This window comes from Bradyrhizobium sp. IC3195, from assembly GCF_020193585.1.
Classification (GTDB): domain Bacteria; phylum Pseudomonadota; class Alphaproteobacteria; order Rhizobiales; family Xanthobacteraceae; genus Bradyrhizobium; species Bradyrhizobium yuanmingense.
The window spans coordinates 62,633-80,370 of the sequence record NZ_JADYVG010000015.1; the positions used below are offsets into that span (position 1 = coordinate 62,633).

The following is a 17,738-nucleotide window of genomic DNA, read 5'->3' on the forward strand; positions in this document are numbered from 1 at the left end:
CTGATGGGATCAATGGGGACCTGAGATGAGCGCCAATCTCTCTGCATTCTTGTATCTCGTGGCGGGGGTGCTGTTCATCCTGTCGCTGCGCGGGCTGTCGAGCCCGGCCTCTTCGCGCCAGGGCAATCTGTTCGGCATGATCGGCATGGCGATCGCGGTCGCCACCACGCTGGCCAACCATCCGCCGGCTGACGGTCTCGCGTGGGTGTTGGTGATTGTCGGCATCGCCATCGGCGCTGCGATCGGCGCGGTGATCGCGCGGCGGGTGCCCATGACCTCGATGCCGGAGCTCGTCGCGGCCTTCCACTCGCTGGTCGGCATGGCCGCGGTGCTAGTCGCCGCCGGCGCGTTCTATGCGCCCGAGGCTTTCGATATCGGCACGCCCGGCAATATCCACACCCAGAGCCTGGTCGAAATGTCACTCGGCGTCGCCATCGGCGCGCTGACCTTCACCGGCTCGGTGATCGCGTTCCTGAAGCTGTCGGCGCGGATGAGCGGCGCTCCGATCATCCTGCCGGCCCGGCACGTCATCAACGTCGCGCTCGCGGTGGCGCTGGTCGCCTGCATCGTCGGCCTCGTCGTCACCGGCAGCCCGGTGTTCTTCTGGCTCAACGTCATCCTGGCCCTTCTGCTCGGCGTCCTCATGATCATCCCGATCGGCGGCGCCGACATGCCGGTCGTGATCTCGATGCTGAACTCCTATTCGGGGTGGGCCGCCGCCGGCATCGGTTTCACGCTCGGCAATTCGGCGCTGATCATCACCGGCGCGCTGGTCGGCTCGTCGGGTGCGATCCTGTCCTACATCATGTGCCACGCGATGAACCGGTCCTTCATCTCGGTCATCCTCGGCGGCTTTGGCGGCGAGACCGCGGCGGCCGGCGGGGCTACAGGCGAGCAGAAGCCCGCCAAGCTCGGCTCCGCGGACGATGCGGCCTTCATCATGAAGAACGCCTCCAAGGTCATCATCGTGCCCGGCTACGGCATGGCGGTGGCGCAGGCTCAGCACGCGCTGCGCGAGATGGCCGACATCCTGAAGAAGGAAGGCGTCGAGGTGAAATACGCCATTCACCCGGTCGCGGGCCGCATGCCCGGCCACATGAACGTGCTGCTGGCCGAAGCCAACGTGCCCTATGACGAGGTGTTCGAGCTCGAGGACATCAACTCCGAATTCGCGCAGGCCGACATCGCCTTCGTGATCGGCGCCAACGACGTCACCAACCCGGCGGCCGAAGAGGACAAGACCTCGCCGATCTACGGCATGCCGGTGCTCCAGGTCTGGAAGGCCGGAACGGTGATGTTCATCAAGCGCTCGCTGGCTTCGGGTTACGCGGGCATCGACAACCCGTTGTTCTACCGCGACAACACCATGATGCTGCTCGGCGACGCCAAGAAGGTCACCGAGAACATCGTCAAGGCGATGTGAACGCCACGAGCTAAACATGGTTCAGAGCCTCTCTAGTCTTGATCAAGATCAGCACGGCCGCGCCATAGATTTGAACAGCTGGCTCGCCTGATGGCCATGAGGCAATTTCATCTTGCTTGCTCGATCCGCTGCAATGCAAGCTTTCGGAGACATTGAGATGCCGCCGCCGCCCCTTTGGATCCCAGACTCGCAAGATACTCCAGACATTTCGCCTGCGACCACTTGGTTGCTGGCGATCGTGGCCGCCCTCGTCAATCTCGCTTTCGTGGCATTGGTCCTCTATTCGGCGTGAGCGCAAGCTGCGCTCTTGCGATAACGGCGACCATCTCCACGTCCCGAAATCGCATCACCTGTTCAGGGCCCAAAGCGTCCCGACGCATGAGCGTTCAATTTTTCATATCCAGCTTGAGGAGCTAGCGTGACTGCATATCGTGGGCCAGTGTTTGAGATGGCCGTAAAGCAATTCGAGGTGATCGCGAATTACCTGAGCATACCGGATGATGCGAGACCGCGCCTGTTGTTGCCGAAGCGATCTGTCACAGTATCGTGTCCAATTCACCGGGATGATGGCACCACCGCGGTGTTCGAGGGCTACCGGGTACAGCATCATTTGACGCTTGGCCCGACAAAAGGGGGCACCAGGTTCGCGCCCACAGTCGACCTCGGCGAAGTTGCAGCGCTCGCCATTTGGATGAGCTGGAAATGTGCCCTGGTCGGATTGCCGTATGGCGGGGCCAAGGGCGGCATCAATGTCGACCCCTCGACCTTGTCGAAGCGCGAGCTTGAGGCGCTTTCGCGCCGTTATATGCAGGAAATGATCCCCTTCGTTGGGCCACACACCGATGTTATGGCTCCTGACCTCGGTACGAACGAGCAGATCATGGCCTGGTTCATGGATACTTATTCGATGTACCAGGGCCAAACCGTCACCGAGATCGTGACGGGCAAGCCCGTCAGCGCTGGTGGAACGCTCGGCCGTCGTGAAGCGACAGGCCGGGGTGTGGCTCATCTGGTCAGGCGCGCTGCAGACGAGCTCAAAATCCGTCTCAATGGCTCAACCGCCGTTGTTCAAGGATTTGGAAACGTCGGTTCGATCGCCGCGCTTGAGCTGCATAACATGGGAGTGAAAGTGATCGCGGTCAGCGATCACACCGGCGCGCTCTACCGCCCTCGTGGGCTCGACATACCACAACTGGTCCGGCACGCAGCCTCGCAAGGAAGCCTTGATGGCTACTCCAATGAGCTCGCTCTGGATCCTGCAGAGATCCTGACCGTGCCGTGCGACGTGCTTGTTCCGGCTGCCGTCGAACGGGTCATCGACGCTGGAATGGCCGCTAAACTGCGCTGCCGGATCCTTGCCGAAGGCGCCAACGGACCGACCACGCCGGAAGCTGACCGAATTCTGGAAGGACGCCAGGACGAGGTGTTCGTCATTCCCGATATTCTCTGCAATTCGGGAGGTGTTGTCGTCAGTTACTTTGAATGGGTGCAGGACCTTCAGCGATTGTTCTGGGAGGAGGAGGAAGTCATGCGCCGGGAGTATCAACTCCTGGATCGTGCTTTCGAGCGTGTCCTGGCGCGAAGCAAAGGCGAAAATCTGTTCAATCGCACCGCGGCCATGGCAATAGGCGTCGAGCGTGTTCGCGGTGCCAAGGAAACACGCGGCCTGTTCCCGTAAAAACCTAGTTCTTCCCTCGCGTGGAGCCGCCGTAGGCCCCCTATGCTGCCGCTAACGAGCCACTTGAATGATGAGCCCCAACTGACCTGTGCGCTCGTCCTGATGGTCTCCTTGGCGAGCACAAATGCACCCAATCCACTGGCAGATCGGTCTGTCTGCCAGTTCGCCCTAGACTTGGCTGGGCCGTCGCCGACAAACGGCAGCGGCATGTTTAGCGTTGAGTGATAGTCTCACGTCTTACAGTTTTTCATCGGCCGCAGGATTGGCAAGCCATGCGCCATTTAAGGAAAGAAAGCATTGTTCTCAGCTCTCACACTTCGCGCGCTCTCGTTCAAACGCACCCCATTGTGGCGCTTGCTCAAGCTGCAGATCCCGGCCAGCCGAACATTCAGTGCCTCCTTGCGATTAAAGATCGGCCTGCTTGGCATTATCGCGGTCATTGCGACCGGCGCGATCTGCCTGGTCGGGCTGAACCACGCGGCGCAGGTCCAGGGTGATGCGGACGAGGCCGCTCGCGTCCGTGACCGGTTTGCGGCGCTCTCCCAGAGCTTTCTGGAATCGCAACATGTGACGACCGAATTCCTGCGTCGGCGCGACGAGGCAATGATTGAGCGCCATGCCGAGCTGCTCAAGCACGAAATGGCGATGCTCGGCGACATCGAAGGCATTGCGGCGCGATTGCCTGAGGGCGATCCTCTCAAGAGCTCTTCCGGACTGCGGAGCGGGATCGACCTCTACGCCGCTCGCTTTCAGAACATCGTCTCGGCCGAGCGCGCGCTTGGTTTTAACGCCGAGGAGGGGCTCCAGGGCGGGCTGCGCACGGCCGAGCTTCAGCTGGAAGGGCGGCTTGCCGAGCTCGACCAGCCAAGGTTGACCGTTCTCATGGAGAGGATGCGCGGGTATGAAAAGGATTTCATGCTGCACGGCGAAGAAGAATACGGCCAGGATTTTGACAAGTCTGGCGCCGAATTCGCCGGGCTGCTGGCCACCTCAGATCTCTCACCGGGTATTCGCCCCGAACTTGAGAGGCTTCTCAAGTCCTATCAAGCCGCATTTTCTGCCTTCATGTTGGTCCAGCAGTCGCTGAACGACGAGATGGAGGATATTGCCAAGGTTTATGGCAGCCATCGACCGGCATTGGCACAGGCAATTGCAGAAGCCGATCGCCGAAGCGCCGCGGCTGGCTTGCGCGCGGCAAATGCCCGCGATCTCCTGTTTTGGCTGGTGGTTGGGGCGATGGGCCTGGTCGCGACGTTTGCGCTGCTGTTCGGCCATCGCATTGGCGGTGCCATTTCACGGATGACGGTGGCGATGCGTCAGCTTGGTGCCGGTCAGTTCGAGATTGTTCTGCCGGGTCTTGATCGTAAAGATGAGATCGGGGACATGGGACGGGCGGTCGAGGACTTCAAGCAGGGCATGCGCCTGAAGGCTGAGCGCGACCTTGCCGAACAGTTGGAACGCGACCGCCTGCAGGGCGAGCGAAGCCGCGCGGAGCTAGAGCGGCTTGCTGATGCGTTCGAGGCGGCCGTCGGTAACGTCATTCAGACGGTGGCTAACGCCTCCCGCCAGCTTGAAAGTGCGGCTCTTGGCCTCACTCAGTCGGCCAAGCACACGACCGGCGTTTCGAGCCACGTCTCGGCAGCATCCGACAGCGCCTCTTCCAATATCCAGCTCATTGCTGCCGCGACGGAACAGATGATGACCTCTGCCTCCGAAATTGGGCGGCAGGTGCAGGAATCCTCGAAGATTGCGCTGGAGGCGGTCCGCCAGGCGGCGCAGACTGACAGGCAGATCTCCGAGCTCACTGATGCGGCCGAACGGATCGGCGACGTCGTTCGGCTCATTGCGCAAGTGGCACGCCAGACCAACTTGCTTGCGCTCAACGCCACGATTGAAGCCGCACGTGCGGGCGAATACGGCACCGGCTTTGCGGTGGTCGCGCAGGAAGTCAAGGCTTTGGCGGATCAGACTTCTGATGCCACCTCGCAGATTGCTGCGCAAATCGGCGCGATGCAGTCGGTCGCCCGCAAATCGGTGATTGAAATCGTTTCCATTAGCGCAACGATCGACCGCATCTCGCAGATTTCGGGTGCTGTGTCGGAGTCTGTTGAACAGCAGCTCTTGGCAACGCGCGAGATTGCGCACAACATCCAGCAGACCGCCGCGCGAACCTCGGAGGTTGCGAGCGGAATGAGCCAGGTCGCCCATGGCGCCGCAACCACGGATACAGCGGCAAGCGGCGTCCTGCAGTCGGCGCAGGCGCTGTCCAAGAGCAGTTCTGAGTTGACCGCCGAATTGAGCCGCTTCATTGCATCCTTGCGACGAGCGTGAGTGGCCCAAGCGGTCGAGCAGCCAAAATGTCCCTTGTGCAGGAACACTCAATGCAACCCGATGATCAGCGAGATGAAATGGCGCGAAAGAGCGGACTTGAGGAGATCGGTCCTACGAAATGCGCCGCTCGGACAATTCTGATGCCGTCCATGGGACGACGCATTGTGTCGGAGGGGCTCGGCACGGCGTTCCTTCTCGCTGCCGTGGTCGGGTCCGGGTATCATGGCGCAGCGGCTCGCCGGCGGCAACGTCGCGCTCGCGCTTCTCTGCAACACCATCTCCACTGGTGCGATCCTGGTCGTCCTGATCCTGGTCTTCGGGCCGCTGTCGGGAGCGCACTTCAATCCCGCGCTGAGTCTGGCCTTGACCTTGCGAGGCGAACTGACGTGGCGAGCCCTGTGGGCCTATATTCTCGCGCAGATTGCCGGTTCGCTCACGGGGGTCTTTGCGGCACATTTGATGTTCGATATTCCGCTCTGGCAAGTCTCGCTCACACAACGAACCGGAGCAGGACAGTGGATCGCAGAAGCCGCCGCAACGTTCGGTTTGCTCGTCACGATCTTCGGCTGCGCGAGCCGAACTCCCGCTGTGGTTCCTTACGCCGTTGGCTTGTACGTAACGTCCGCCTACTGGTTCACCGCATCCACTTCGTTCGCCAATCCCGCGGTGACGATCGCACGATCGCTGTCCGACACCTTTGCCGGTATCGCTCCGAGTAGCGTTGTTCCCTTCATCATCGCGCAACTGATTGGGGCCCTTGCGGCCACAACGCTCGCTGCATGGTTATTTAGGAACACCGCCTGAAAGGGCGATGAGATTAGGAAGAAATCGTCATCGCGCTTTAGGTAATTGTTTGAGCATGATCTTTTCGCAAAACACTGCACACGCAGAATGAAGCGAAAGAGGTCCGGCGCAGCCGACGTGATCGACAATCTCATTGACGTCAGTCGGCACGTCAATTCTGTCTTCTTGGACTTGCGCTCTGGCTGCTCCTCACACTTACAAACAGGTCGATCGTGCAGCCAATGAATGACGGGGAGGTCGTCGCCGCCCAGATGAGCACGCCACAGCCGCGGCGCCGGCAAGTTCCTGCATTTGGGAAGAAAACCGGAAGATCTTGAGCGCCGTTTGAAAGACGGGGCCCCGATGCCATGAAGCGTTGGTCGTTATGCGGGATGGTCACGCCAAGAAGGGTTGGCGCGATGCTGATTGCGTCACGTAAAGTGCTGAGCGGGGTATCGCCCAAGGCCGGCGTCTTGCAGTTCAGCTTAGGTTCAAAGGAAGAGTCAAGCTGCGGCGCGCTCGACGCAACTTGACCGATGTCACCAACCCGCTCGAAGTACGCCGATATTCTGGTGGTGAGCGTCGGGTCGGCGAAAATCAAGGCAACCTATTCGACAATGACCGACTTAGACCTAGCGAGATTGCGTGGCTGGTCAACATCTGTGCCCATCAGCAACCCGGTATGATACGCCAAGAGCTGCATCGGAATGTCATAAACTATCGGAGTAAAGCTTGCCCCCATGTCAGGCAATACGATGGTCGCGAGCGAGTTCACAGAGGCCGCCTCGGCGCCCTTTGGATCGGTTATTAGGATGATGTTGCCACCTCTTGCTGCAACTTCCTCCATGTTTGAGACCGTCTTTTGGAACAGCGAGTCGGAAGGGGCGATCACCACGACAGGCACACCATCGCTTATCAACGCAAGCGGACCGTGTTTAAGCTCGCCCGCAGCATAGCCGTCGGCGTGGATATAGGCGATTTCTTTCAGCTTCAGCGCTCCTTCCAGCGCCAGCGGAAAGGAGCTGCCGCGACCGAGACATAGCACGCCACGCGACTTGGCGACCTCCCGCGCGAGCTTCTCGATTTGCGGTTCGGTTGTAAGTGCAGCTGTCATCAGGCGAGGAACTTCGCGCAACTCCTGTACGAGCGTGGCCTCGGTGGCCCGGGACAATTCACCACGCGCTCTCCCGTTGGCGATCGCAAGAGCCGCGAGCACGATCAACTGGCACGAGAAGGCTTTGGTCGAGGGGACGCCCATTTCGGGGCCGGCCAGCGTCTGCAGCACGGTCTCGCTCTCTCGCGCAATTGTCGAGCTCGGCACATTGACCACGGAGAGCGTGCGCAGTCCCTGAGATTTGGCAAAACGCAGCGCAGCCAGCGTATCAGCCGTCTCGCCGGATTGCGAAATGAGGATGGCGAGATCGCGCTCGCGCAAGGGCGGTTCCCGGTAGCGTAATTCGGAAGCGACATCGACCTCGACGGGGATGCGGGCCAGCCGCTCGAACCAGTATTTGCCGACGTGGCCGGCATGGCGTGCGGTGCCGCAGCCGGTGATCAATATTCGGCCAATGTCATTGAAGTCGAATGGCAGCGTCTGAGGGAATGCGACGCGATCGGCCGACGCGTCGACATAGCGCGCCAGCGTATGGCCGGCGACTTCCGGTTGCCTGTGGATCTCCTTGAGCATGAAAGGACGATAATTTGCCTTTCGGATGAGAGCCGGCGAGGCTCTGCATTTCAGTACCTCGCGATGGGCAATGACGCCTTGCATGTCGTAGATCGTGAAGGAGTTGCGGGTCAGAACGGCCCAGTCGCCGTCTTCCAAATGGGTAATGCGCTCCGTGAAAGGCGCAAGTGCAATCTCATCCGACGCCAGATACATTTCTCCGTCGCCATGGCCGATAGCAAGCGGCGACCCATTGCAGGCCCCGATCAATAAATCGTCGTAGCCCTTGAACAGAAAAACCAGCGCGAACGGACCACCCAGTTTGGGCAGCGAAGCCTTCACCGCGTCCTGAGGCGAATAGCCCTTGATCAAATGGGATTCGACTATGTGAGCGACTACCTCTGTATCCGTCTCGGAGGCGAATTGTGCACCCTTTCGTTCCAACTCGGCGCGCAGCTCAGGATAATTTTCGATTACGCCGTTATGAACGACCGACACATTGTCAGTCGCATGCAGATGGGCGTTCTTCGCGCTCGCTTTTCCGTGGCTGGTCCAGCGGGTATGCCCGATGCCGGTATGCCCCCACACCGGCGCGGCGCGCAGGCGGTTCTCTAACGCCTTGAGCTTGCCCTCGGCACGCTGTCGGTAGAAATGACCGCCTTCCAGCGTTGCGACGCCTGCAGAGTCATAGCCACAATATTCTAGCCGCTTCAGGGAAACGATTAATTGCTCGGAGACCGGACGGCGTCCCACAATGCCGACAATTCCGCACATGCAGGTCAATATGCTCCGCAACTAGCGTTGAACCACATCGTCTTTCGAGTCAGGCGGCAAGCTAGAGGGGTTGGCAGGTCAATGAATCCCCCCATTTGGCTAGCCACGGAGCTGGCAATTTGCATGCCAGTACCGAACGGCTTTACAAGCTATTTGGGCCGGTTCCCGGACACGCTGCTAGACGTATATCATCACGCTGATCAAGCATTCCGGGGGACTTCTGCTGACGATGGCTCGGCGCCTAAATGGAGCCGCGGGGCCCAGAATGTTCGCTCACTCGGCCAGATACTGACATTCCCCATCGACCTCGTTGCCCGATCTAACATCGCTCCGGTGTGGTGAGTAGCCGAGAGGAATTCACATTCATCGTGTGATACATTCGGTCCACCCATTTCGCCTTGTTATTTTATCGGCGTGGTGGAAGCCCGCGAAGAGGGCGCTGCCGCGCAGTCGCCGGCTGATCATATTCAGCCGTGTGTGGATCAAGACGTGCATGTGCGAAATTCGACAAGACCGCAAGTATTCCGCCGTACGGCGTGAAGTGGTTGTTTTGTCCGCCTGCTACGCAAGTGGCATAAGCCGTTTGTGGCACGCACTTTGCTGAGGTCCTGCGCAAACTCGTTTCAATGTGGCCGTCTGGCAGATAGCGCAGCCCGGAGTTCATATGGCCCTTGCTCGGCTAATCACATCAAGGCCATCGACAGGCCGTGAATTGAAAGCCCGCCGGGTGCGGCGCGATTGCCTTTGTCGTTCGTGCTGTACAGCACTTGGCCCTTATTCACGCCCTGAGAGTGGTAGCGATGCTTAGGAGTGCGCCGAGCATCACGGACGGCAATCGGCAATCATCGAACGCGTGCCCACCATCGCTCATGTTCTCGGAGCATCCTCACCGATGTGTTCCCTTAGGGCACGAGGCGCTCTGCGCGTTTGGTGTGAGCATTTTCGCCGAGCGATGTCCATCAGCTAAGGGGCCAGCGCAAGTGCGCCCTGGAATGCACTGAGGCGATCGTTGCCGACTCTCTTGGCTCAGAGCTGGCCGCTTGGATTTTGATATGCCGCGACACGAGAAGGATCGAAAATGGCTGTTGTCCGATTTGTATTTGCCGCACTGAAGCCGGGTGTCAGCGCAGCGGAGTATGAACGCTTCGAACGCGAGGTCGACTATGTCGTCGCCAGTAAATTGAAGACTATCGTCAGCTATTCGACGCACCGCATCACGGAAACCGGCGTCGGCATATCAGGCGGGCCGTGGGACTATATCGAGCGCATTGAGGTGACCGATCGTAAAGCCTATCAAGCTGAGCTCGCCGTCGTCGGCAAGAAAATGCTCGAAGAACTCTACGAAAAATATCTCGACAGATCTAAGACAGTTTCGGTCTGGTCAGAACGGATCGAAGCATGAGTCTCGCATCCTCACCGTTCCCAGCCAAAGTTGCGTTGTCCGGCGGTTCTTGCCCGTCACCCGAAGAAAAAACACTGGGTTCGTGCCAACACGGGGACGGCGCCTCGAGAGGCGCGTCCGTGTCCGACAGCGCGGCCCAATTCGATGAATTTGCAAGTCTGCACGAGAATATGACTGAATGGCCCCTTCAAAAATACATCGAAGTGCCGAGCGTACTAGAGGTGATGGGTGACGTTGATGGCTTCTCCATCCTCGATTTTGGGTGCGGCGCGGGGGCATATTCGCGAATACTTAAGCAACGCGGAGCAGCCTCTGTTGTAGGATATGATCCGGCGCCAGGCATGCTAAACTACGCGCGGCGTCGCGCAGAAAAAGAGGGGATCAATCTCTCCTTCGTCACTCATCTCCATGCCAACATGGCAGCCCAATTCGACTTGGTACTTGCATCCTATGTGCTGCCCTATGCCGCCACCAAAAGTGAGCTGGACAGCATGTGCGCCGAAATGGCCGAACTGTTGCGTCCTGGCGGGCGCTTGATATCGTTGTCCACTCATCCAGCTTACAATCCACATCCAAACTGGTACGAACCCTGTGGCTTCAGGCTCGTCGTAGACGATCCTGAGAACCCATATTTAGAAGGTGGGCGTATTAAGGTCGAGTTCTGCAAAAATGGAGAACAAGGCGGCGTATTTGCATGGCATTGGCCCGCTCCCTCTTTGGAGAGTTCATTAGCACAAGCCGGGTTCCGATCATTGAAATGGAGAGAACTGTTTGTGCCCACATGCGCCCGTATAGATCAGCTTCCCACGGAGCTACATGCATATCTCCAAAGCCCGCACGCGATCATCATTGAAGGCGTCCGTGTCCCACGCCGTGCGGGGCGACACCCATGACGTTTGTACCATTCAGGAGCAAGTTGTTAGTCCCGTTCTCCTCAGCGGTCGCGGAAGGTCTATGCGGCTTTGACGAGCATGAATGGGATGCCCTCGTCGGTGATAACAATTTCTATAACAGCTACCGGTGGCTGCGAGCGCTCGAACATTCGCTCGGCGCAACGGACGTGCTTGCGGTCCGCGGGGCGGCCGGAGTCGTGGCTGCGTGCACGCTTTGGGAGGGAGACCAATCACCTGGTTTGTTCTTCCTGCCAGATTGCATGGCTGGAATTCCCGGCCGTTGGCAACAAAGTTTTCTCTGGCTGGGTGGTCGGCGCAACACCCACAACGAGATACCCTGCATTCAGGGCAGGCGAAGGTATGAGGCTTTAGGCGAGTTGGGACGCAGCGCTCTAAACTATGCTCAGGAGCGGGGATATGCCGGCGTTGTAGTGCCGTACATGCCCTACCCGGCGGCGGTGGAATTCGCGGAGCACATTGGGGGTACGGTCGTTTTGCATTCTGCCGAAGCGTATCTAGAAGTGCCGGATACAGGGGTGGCCGGGATGATGGCGGCCTCGTGCGCGCATGATCGTAATCAAAGCAAGTCTGAAGTCGCGGCGTTCCGGCGAGCCGGGGGGAAGATCGGATGGGCCTCAGCCGAAGAACTCGATGACTCCATAGTCGCTGATCTCATAACCCAAAACAGGTCTCGACACGGAAGCACCCAGGGTCGCGACTGGATGGAAAGGATACTCGCCGGGCAGAGAAAGGCGGGTGTGTCGAAGTTCGGTGCCGCAGCAATTTCCGAGTGCAACAACGAGATAACCGGGCTTGCTGTTTTCTATCGCTTTGGAACGGCACTTCACTTGCGCTACTTCGGGGCAGACTACAGTCGCGATCTCAAGGATTACAGATATTTCGTCTTATGCTATTACGAGCCCCTCGATTACGCTGCGGCGCGCGGTCTCACAACATTGCGGCTTTCTACCTCCTCGTTACGTGCGAAAGTGAACCGAGGGGCAAAGATCGAGCCGCAGGCCATCGTCATCAAGTGCGTTGGTGAACAGCACATCTGCGGCTCCGACGTCAAGCGGCACAATCTGCGTATGATCAGACAATATCAGAATCAGTTCGCAGGCCATCTTTGCAGGGATTGGGAGTTGGTCGAGCGTTTGCTGGGTGAGTAACTGCGAGATTGAGCAAGATTCGCCGAGGTCTTTGGTCGGGTACGGTGCCCCTCGGCCTAACGCCAGGACTTGGACTGAAGATGCCGCGCTGGTTCTTCAAGCCGGAGCACGACGAAGGCACACTCAAGCAGAAACTGCTGCGCACATTCTGGGATACGGTGCCCGATGACGTCATGACGGCTGACTCGGGGTCTCGAGGGTCGGCAGCGAGCGCTTTTGTGGCACGAAAATTCGCGAGATTTCCGAACGAAATTGGGTAGAGCACGGCAGTCCCGACGACACTCCCGCGTGGCGAGTTGATGGAATCCCTAAGCGAGTTTTCCGGCTTCAAGCAGTGCTTCCTCTCGAGAGGACGTCGGCGCGGCCTGACCTTTTTATGAATTTGGCAAGACGAGAGCCAGACTCGCCGCCAACGATGTCGCCGCCGAGGTCGCCAAACGCAACGAGCCCAAGCTGCGCGCGCGCCTGAAGCCGGATGCGGCCTCGCTCGCGCAGCTGCTCGGCGAGCGGGTCTTCGCCTTCGCCGGAATCGGCGATCCCCAGCACTTCCTCCGCACATTGGAGGCCAGCGGCATCGAGGTCGCGCGCACGCGCCGCTTCGACAATCATCACATGTTCTCGCGCGAGGAACTCGCCGCGCTTGCAGCGGAGGCACAGCGCGAGCAGCTCACGCTGGTGACGACGAAAATGATCTTGCGCGCCTGCATCGCAGCGATGGCGTGCCCTACCGGCATCGTCCCATTCGCCGTCCAGCTCGAATTCGACGACCGGGCCAAGCTGCGGCAACTGATCAGCGACCATCTCTACAAGGCCCGCGAGCGGCGTTTTTCCAGACGCTGATCTCGTCGGGTGGGCAAAGCGAAGCGTGCCGACCAACTTCGTTTCGCACTCGCTAAAGCTACCGCTTCAGCAGACAGTCATGCTCACCACACCCCAACGACCATCATTCCTATGATGGTCAGGCACGAGACGCAGGTCACCGTGAAGGTATAGCATTCGGGTGTGTTCATCGCTGTCTCCCAGACTGTTGAATTGCTTGGCCACTACCACGCGGGAGAGATTGCCGGTCTTGGCTGCTTCAATGCGGCGCGCCGCGACCGGTCTTGCGGTATGCCGCCGCCCTCTCGTCGTCACTCTGATCCGAAATAAGGTAGTCCGCTTCGAGTGCTTCAAAGCGTTCAGCTGCGATCAGAAGCTGCTTGCGCATTTCAGCGAGACGGGCGCGGCAATATTCGCGATAGAGCAAGTCCAGTATGATGGGCATGATCACCCCCATCGATTGACTTTGAATTGACAGATATTCCACCGCGGATTTTCGAGGTGATCGTAGCCCGTCAGATGGCTCTTCGATATGAGCCCGTTCACAGACTGCGCCAATTCCAAAGCTCAATGGCCGTTTGGTTGACTTGATTGTCTGTGCGATAAAAAAGAACAGGGCTAATTACCTAACAGGAAGTTTAGCGGCACTGTGTTTCAGCAAGACCTCGTCAAACAACTTAAGGGCGCCGGACCGCGACGAAAATTCCAACCACAAAGCGAAATGACTTACCTCGGAGTGCAAGCACGATTCGATGCAACGCGGATCGACGCGACTGCCTGAAGCAGGCGATCGATCAGAAGGTCGTTGGGGAGTCCAGGAGGAGTTTCATCAAGAGGTGCGTAGGCGGAGATACCACGGAGCAGTGAACCGGTTCGAAAGGCCGGTCGGGGGCGGTGCTTGCTCTGCGCAAGCGAGAGATCACACCTTTCGTTGATCAGGCTTAGGCGTGATCGGGTGCTCCCGTAAGGCGGCGGCAAGGCTGCCAAGCATCGTTCAGATGATCGGATTATGTCAGGTTAGGATGCGATCCGGCGGCTCCGAACTCCAGCGGGGCTGCGCGTTTGTCGTTAGGCGCCATTGAGGTCGTTTACTTGGCATCACGTCGATAAGGGCCGTGACTTCCTCTCCCGCTGCATCACCCGCTGGTGTCTCCGCTCCAGCAATGCTTCCGGAGCAATTCCATGATTCCGACCACGCGGATCGAGCATTTTAGGGTCAGCTACCGCCGCCGAGATCCGTGAGGTGAACAAGGTTGTACCTCAAACCAGTCCCCTAGCTGAAATAGCTCAAGGAAGATCACCTGAGGCCTCCGTTGCCGGATTGCTCGAGCTCGGTACTTCTTCGTCGCTTAAGGCGCTGCCTAACCGTTCCGGCGCCACTCTCCGCCTTGAGCAGCAGCACAACGGAATTCCCGTGTGGGGCCAGCAGATCGTTGCCGAGAGATCTGCTGATGGCACGAGAATTGTTGCCATAAGCGGAACTGCCGCCTACGATTTAGGTCCGGCCCTGACCGCGAAGATCACCAAGCAGCAGGCGCTTCAAAAAGCTAAGGAGATTGTACTCTCCTCTGCCCCTACGCTTCGCGCGAGCAGCTACGAAAACGAAGAGGCCGATCTCGTGTATCTCGTTCAAAAGAAGGGCGAGGTCCGGCTTGTGTACCGCACGTCGTTCTTTACAACTGTCCGGGACGGCACAGCAGGCCCAGCCCGACACGTCCTGTGTTGTTTATCGATGCCATTACTGGCGAAACTGTGAGTTCCTATGAAAACCTACAACACGCACAAAGAGGAACGGGGCCTGGCGGAAATGCCAAGGCTGGCCAGTACACCTATGGAAGCGAAACCGTTCCGCCTTTCGAAGTGAGCGAGCAGGGCAGCATCTGTGAAATGGATAGCCCAGATGTTTTCACCGAGCACATGAACTTCTCTGTAGAAGGTACGAACAAGCCTTTTGCGTTTAGGTGTTACAACAACGCAGGGGATAATATCAATGGCGCGTTCTCACCGCTGAATGATGCCCAATTTTTCGGGCAGGTTGTTGTGGACATGTATAGGGACTGGTACGGCGTCAGTCCTTTGAAGCAGAAACTGCATTTGCGCGTGCACTTCTCCAGGAATGAGGACACCGCATTTTGGGATGGCAGCTCAATGACGTTTGGCGATGGGAAAGCGATGTTCTACCCTCTCGTGGGCTTGGATGTTGTTGCCCATGAAGTGTCGCATGGTTTTACAGAGCAGAATTCGAACCTCGAATATCAGTACCAGTCGGGTGCTATGAATGAGTCGTTTTCCGACATGGCAGGAGAAGCTGCCGAATCCTATTACTCCAGAAGTATGGCAATACATTCGGAAGATCGGGGCCTGACTTGACCGTGGGGCGGATGTTACCCAAAAAGCTGGGACGTCTTTGCGATATATGTGCGACCCGCCACAGGATGGCTACTCTATAGACCACGTCTCCAAATACTCTGATCGACTCGACGTTCACTATTCCAGTGGAATTTATAACAAGGTGTTTTGTATCCTAAAACGCTCTGGTTGGGATATCAGGAAGGCATTCCACACGTTTGTTGTCGCGAATCAAGACTACTGGACGTTGAACGCCACGTTTCAAAATGGTGCCGAAGGGGTGCTCCGGGCGGCGGATAAACTGAAGTATGAAACCAAAGATGTCGTCTTTGCATTTGATCAAGTAGGGATTAGCTGCGCGATGGCTGCATCCCAGGGCGTAGACAAACCGCGTTGGGTCTGTGACTCTGACCGGACCGCTGCCGGCTCGGTAAACTGACGGCGTATGGCTTCCTAGGCCAGGACCAGATCCCGTTCTAAAACCTGCGGCATGCATTAAGAACTCCACCGATCCAGTCCGGTGCCGGGTGGAGTTGTTGTAGAGAGTGCGCGCTCCCGGGATGAGAAGCCGTCACCGGTTCGGGCGTCCGGAAATGTCGGCTTATGTCCATCGTGCGGGGTACGTCGTCCGCGCTTATGCGGGCGAGAGTGACGTTCTGAGATCGACAATTCCAGGACATGCGCTTGGCGCGATGATCCGGCAGGCGGGCCAGCACGTCGGCGAGCCCAGCCTGTGGATCGATCTCGTGGAGCTTGGTGGTGCGATCAAGGTATAGTTCGCAGCCGCACGCCCTCATCGGAGCCGGCGAAGGTTCAATTTCTTTGGTCCACGGAGGCGACACGTAGCTCAATAAGCGGGTAAAATGCGTCCCAGCGGCTGAGGCAATAATTGGTCGCCTTTGGTCGTCTCGTCGGTTTTGGAGAGCTTCGTGCGTTGTTCGCGTAACCATCCCGGCAGTTCGGGGAGGCTGCGCTCCTGGCGCACGCGCCGGCGCTCCCGCGGCGCAAGACCGTTGATCTCGCCTGAATGGCGAGCAGAACATTAATGTGCTTGACCGCCTCGGCCGCGACCGGCGCCCTGGTGAAGGAAGCATGCTTCTCGTAGCCAACAAGCTTGTCAGCTTTGTCAGCTTCTGGGCAAGCCTTGTCTCCTTCGCGGCCAGCGCCTCCACCGGCTGCTGGCGCTTGGTCGCGTCGAATTGACTCAGCGCGCGATGCTCTCCTCCAACTGAGCACGCCGTCGCTCCATCTTCGTGCACGTGAAGTTCCTGTCCCGGCTGTTCACGGCATTGAACTTGCTGCCATCGGTGGCGGCGCCTCGTCGTTGCCAAAAAATCCATCTCTTGGCAGAGTTCGAGGAGCAAAGTGGGGGCGCGACGCCGCCCGCTGGCTCCGCAACCTCAAAGCGCATCTCAGCCAAACCGAGCGCATCGAGAAATACTTCGATCACCCGAACAGGGCCGCTCTCGTCAATGGAGTCATCGAAGTATTCGGGCTGAGCGTTCACTTTTCAGGATCTGCTTCTTCATGAAGCGCCTCATCAATTACCCCGGAAAATCACAGGAGAACATAACAGCAGCCCAGTGTTGTCACTGCCAGGACTCGTTGCCGACATTCGCGGAAAAGCGCGCCGGTAACGAAGTCTTTGACTGGCGCTACACATTTAGAGGACTCCACATGAGGGGACTACCAACCTCATTGAAAGCGCGTTGGCCAGCGCGTTCCGGCGCACCGTTCACGGGATGTCTTTCGAACAAGGCTCGCTACGATCCTCAAGCTCGCCGAGGCCGCCGAGAAAAGCTGCGTCCCGTCGATGGCCACAACCAGTTGATGCAACCCTCCCGCGTTAAATTAGCCAACGGGAATCGAAGTCGCAGACCCGACTCAATCCACTGTCGCCTAGCCCGCTCCGGCACCAACATTCGGCGATAGCACTTTAACCCACGATAAGTCGCACCTTGGATCGAAAGACAAGTAATCGCAAGTCAGTTCTTCACCCGGTTGTACGTCACGGGCTGTGAAAATTCGGCAATGATCGTCTTGGTATGTGTTTGGTTGATTGCTGTGATTCATGAAACGGGCGTTGTCAGCATTGTACTCTAGAACACCATCATCAAAGTCGAGGTCTCTTGGATAAGCATGCTTTTCAAGTAAAGCTTGAAATGTTCGAGGTAAAGTTGCGTACTGTTCAGGTGTCACGGCAATGTCAACGATTGGGTTATGAATCCAAATCAATGCATCTTTAGGCAAAAGAGTAGCAGAGAAAAGTCCAATACCGCCAAACTGGTCTGGCTTCAAAATAGTTTCAACGATCAACACTGACATATCTCCCAAAGTCGCTAGCACCCTGCAAGCTAACTAACCTGAGCCGTGCAATCTCCTGCATAAATTGGTGGGGTCGTTTAATCGCGTCTCGGTCACAACCTCGATTTTTTTCAATCTGTGCATCCG

Annotated in this window: 16 protein-coding genes; 11 read left to right on the forward strand and 5 right to left on the reverse strand. The window is 58.2% G+C overall.

Features of this window, described 5'->3' with window-relative positions; genetic code table 11:
• The first annotated feature begins 25 nt into the window (after nucleotides 1-25).
• The 4 genes from I6F09_RS25120 (at nucleotide 26) to I6F09_RS25135 (ending at nucleotide 6,236) form a co-directional block, all read left to right on the forward strand.
• Complete coding sequence (locus tag I6F09_RS25120; protein WP_225189283.1) at nucleotides 26-1,423, forward strand: NAD(P)(+) transhydrogenase (Re/Si-specific) subunit beta; 1,398 nt, start codon at nucleotides 26-28, stop codon at nucleotides 1,421-1,423.
• A 418-nt stretch (nucleotides 1,424-1,841) separates the two neighbouring features.
• Nucleotides 1,842-3,101: a Glu/Leu/Phe/Val dehydrogenase gene (locus I6F09_RS25125; RefSeq protein WP_225130118.1), complete on the forward strand. Its 1,260-nt coding sequence runs from the start codon at nucleotides 1,842-1,844 to the stop codon at nucleotides 3,099-3,101.
• 297 nt (nucleotides 3,102-3,398) lie between these two features.
• On the forward strand, nucleotides 3,399-5,432 hold the full coding sequence (locus I6F09_RS25130; protein WP_225189284.1) for a HAMP domain-containing methyl-accepting chemotaxis protein: 2,034 nt from the start codon (nucleotides 3,399-3,401) through the stop codon (nucleotides 5,430-5,432).
• Nucleotides 5,433-5,654: 222 nt separating this feature from the next.
• The gene (locus tag I6F09_RS25135) at nucleotides 5,655-6,236 is read left to right on the forward strand and encodes an aquaporin (protein ID WP_346730132.1); all 582 of its coding nucleotides are present in this window, start codon (nucleotides 5,655-5,657) and stop codon (nucleotides 6,234-6,236) included.
• Between the two features lie 151 nt (nucleotides 6,237-6,387).
• Here the strand turns inward: I6F09_RS25135 and I6F09_RS25140 are convergent, their stop codons facing one another.
• Both I6F09_RS25140 and glmS read right to left on the reverse strand, forming a co-directional pair.
• Entirely contained in the window at nucleotides 6,388-6,816 is a 429-nt protein-coding gene (locus tag I6F09_RS25140; protein WP_225189285.1) for a hypothetical protein, read from the reverse strand.
• Nucleotides 6,817-6,822: 6 nt separating this feature from the next.
• The gene (glmS, locus tag I6F09_RS25145) at nucleotides 6,823-8,655 is read right to left on the reverse strand and encodes a glutamine--fructose-6-phosphate transaminase (isomerizing) (RefSeq protein WP_225189286.1); all 1,833 of its coding nucleotides are present in this window, start codon (nucleotides 8,653-8,655) and stop codon (nucleotides 6,823-6,825) included.
• A gap of 1,078 nt (nucleotides 8,656-9,733) precedes the next feature.
• Between glmS and I6F09_RS25150 the strand changes: the two genes are divergently transcribed.
• The 4 genes from I6F09_RS25150 (at nucleotide 9,734) to I6F09_RS25165 (ending at nucleotide 12,959) form a co-directional block, all read left to right on the forward strand.
• Nucleotides 9,734-10,057, forward strand: a complete 324-nt coding sequence (locus I6F09_RS25150; protein WP_225130111.1) for a hypothetical protein — start codon at nucleotides 9,734-9,736, stop codon at nucleotides 10,055-10,057.
• 119 nt (nucleotides 10,058-10,176) lie between these two features.
• The gene (locus tag I6F09_RS25155; protein ID WP_225189287.1) at nucleotides 10,177-10,950 is read left to right on the forward strand and encodes a class I SAM-dependent methyltransferase; all 774 of its coding nucleotides are present in this window, start codon (nucleotides 10,177-10,179) and stop codon (nucleotides 10,948-10,950) included.
• Nucleotides 10,947-12,119: a peptidogalycan biosysnthesis protein gene (locus tag I6F09_RS25160; protein WP_225144552.1), complete on the forward strand. Its 1,173-nt coding sequence runs from the start codon at nucleotides 10,947-10,949 to the stop codon at nucleotides 12,117-12,119. The genes I6F09_RS25155 and I6F09_RS25160 overlap by 4 nt, the downstream gene beginning before the upstream one ends.
• Nucleotides 12,120-12,584: 465 nt before the next feature.
• The gene (locus I6F09_RS25165; RefSeq protein ID WP_249782217.1) at nucleotides 12,585-12,959 is read left to right on the forward strand and encodes a tetraacyldisaccharide 4'-kinase; all 375 of its coding nucleotides are present in this window, start codon (nucleotides 12,585-12,587) and stop codon (nucleotides 12,957-12,959) included.
• Between the two features lie 238 nt (nucleotides 12,960-13,197).
• Here the strand turns inward: I6F09_RS25165 and I6F09_RS25170 are convergent, their stop codons facing one another.
• Complete coding sequence (locus tag I6F09_RS25170) at nucleotides 13,198-13,425, reverse strand: hypothetical protein (RefSeq protein WP_225144553.1); 228 nt, start codon at nucleotides 13,423-13,425, stop codon at nucleotides 13,198-13,200.
• A 756-nt stretch (nucleotides 13,426-14,181) separates the two neighbouring features.
• On the opposite strand from I6F09_RS25170, the gene I6F09_RS25175 reads away from it, so the two are divergent.
• The 3 genes from I6F09_RS25175 (at nucleotide 14,182) to I6F09_RS25185 (ending at nucleotide 16,063) form a co-directional block, all read left to right on the forward strand.
• Nucleotides 14,182-14,694 carry a hypothetical protein gene (locus I6F09_RS25175; RefSeq protein ID WP_225189288.1) on the forward strand — a complete coding sequence of 171 codons (513 nt, stop codon included), beginning with the start codon at nucleotides 14,182-14,184 and terminating at the stop codon, nucleotides 14,692-14,694.
• Nucleotides 14,658-15,308, forward strand: a complete 651-nt coding sequence (locus tag I6F09_RS37610; protein WP_346730133.1) for a M4 family metallopeptidase — start codon at nucleotides 14,658-14,660, stop codon at nucleotides 15,306-15,308. Before I6F09_RS25175 ends, I6F09_RS37610 begins: the two co-directional genes overlap by 37 nt.
• 572 nt (nucleotides 15,309-15,880) lie before the next feature.
• Entirely contained in the window at nucleotides 15,881-16,063 is a 183-nt protein-coding gene (locus I6F09_RS25185; protein ID WP_225189289.1) for a hypothetical protein, read from the forward strand.
• 428 nt (nucleotides 16,064-16,491) lie between these two features.
• Here I6F09_RS25185 and I6F09_RS25190 read toward each other — a convergent pair whose 3' ends face one another.
• Complete coding sequence (locus I6F09_RS25190; protein ID WP_225189339.1) at nucleotides 16,492-16,794, reverse strand: hypothetical protein; 303 nt, start codon at nucleotides 16,792-16,794, stop codon at nucleotides 16,492-16,494.
• A 392-nt stretch (nucleotides 16,795-17,186) separates the two neighbouring features.
• Nucleotides 17,187-17,612, reverse strand: coding sequence for an SET domain-containing protein (locus I6F09_RS25195; protein WP_225189290.1), 426 nt, complete (start codon nucleotides 17,610-17,612; stop codon nucleotides 17,187-17,189).
• Nucleotides 17,613-17,738 lie beyond the last annotated feature (126 nt).

Excerpts from the sequence above, each read along its gene's own strand:
- I6F09_RS25120 (WP_225189283.1), top strand. The coding sequence starts at position 26 with ATGAGCGCCAATCTCTCTGCATTCTTGTATCTCGTGGCGGGGGTGCTG.
- I6F09_RS25135 (WP_346730132.1), top strand. The coding sequence starts at position 5,655 with ATGGCGCAGCGGCTCGCCGGCGGCAACGTCGCGCTCGCGCTTCTCTGC.
- glmS (WP_225189286.1), bottom strand. The coding sequence starts at position 8,655 with ATGTGCGGAATTGTCGGCATTGTGGGACGCCGTCCGGTCTCCGAGCAA.
- I6F09_RS25150 (WP_225130111.1), top strand. The coding sequence starts at position 9,734 with ATGGCTGTTGTCCGATTTGTATTTGCCGCACTGAAGCCGGGTGTCAGC.
- I6F09_RS25160 (WP_225144552.1), top strand. The coding sequence starts at position 10,947 with ATGACGTTTGTACCATTCAGGAGCAAGTTGTTAGTCCCGTTCTCCTCA.
- I6F09_RS25185 (WP_225189289.1), top strand. The coding sequence starts at position 15,881 with ATGTCGGCTTATGTCCATCGTGCGGGGTACGTCGTCCGCGCTTATGCG.
- I6F09_RS25195 (WP_225189290.1), bottom strand. The coding sequence starts at position 17,612 with ATGTCAGTGTTGATCGTTGAAACTATTTTGAAGCCAGACCAGTTTGGC.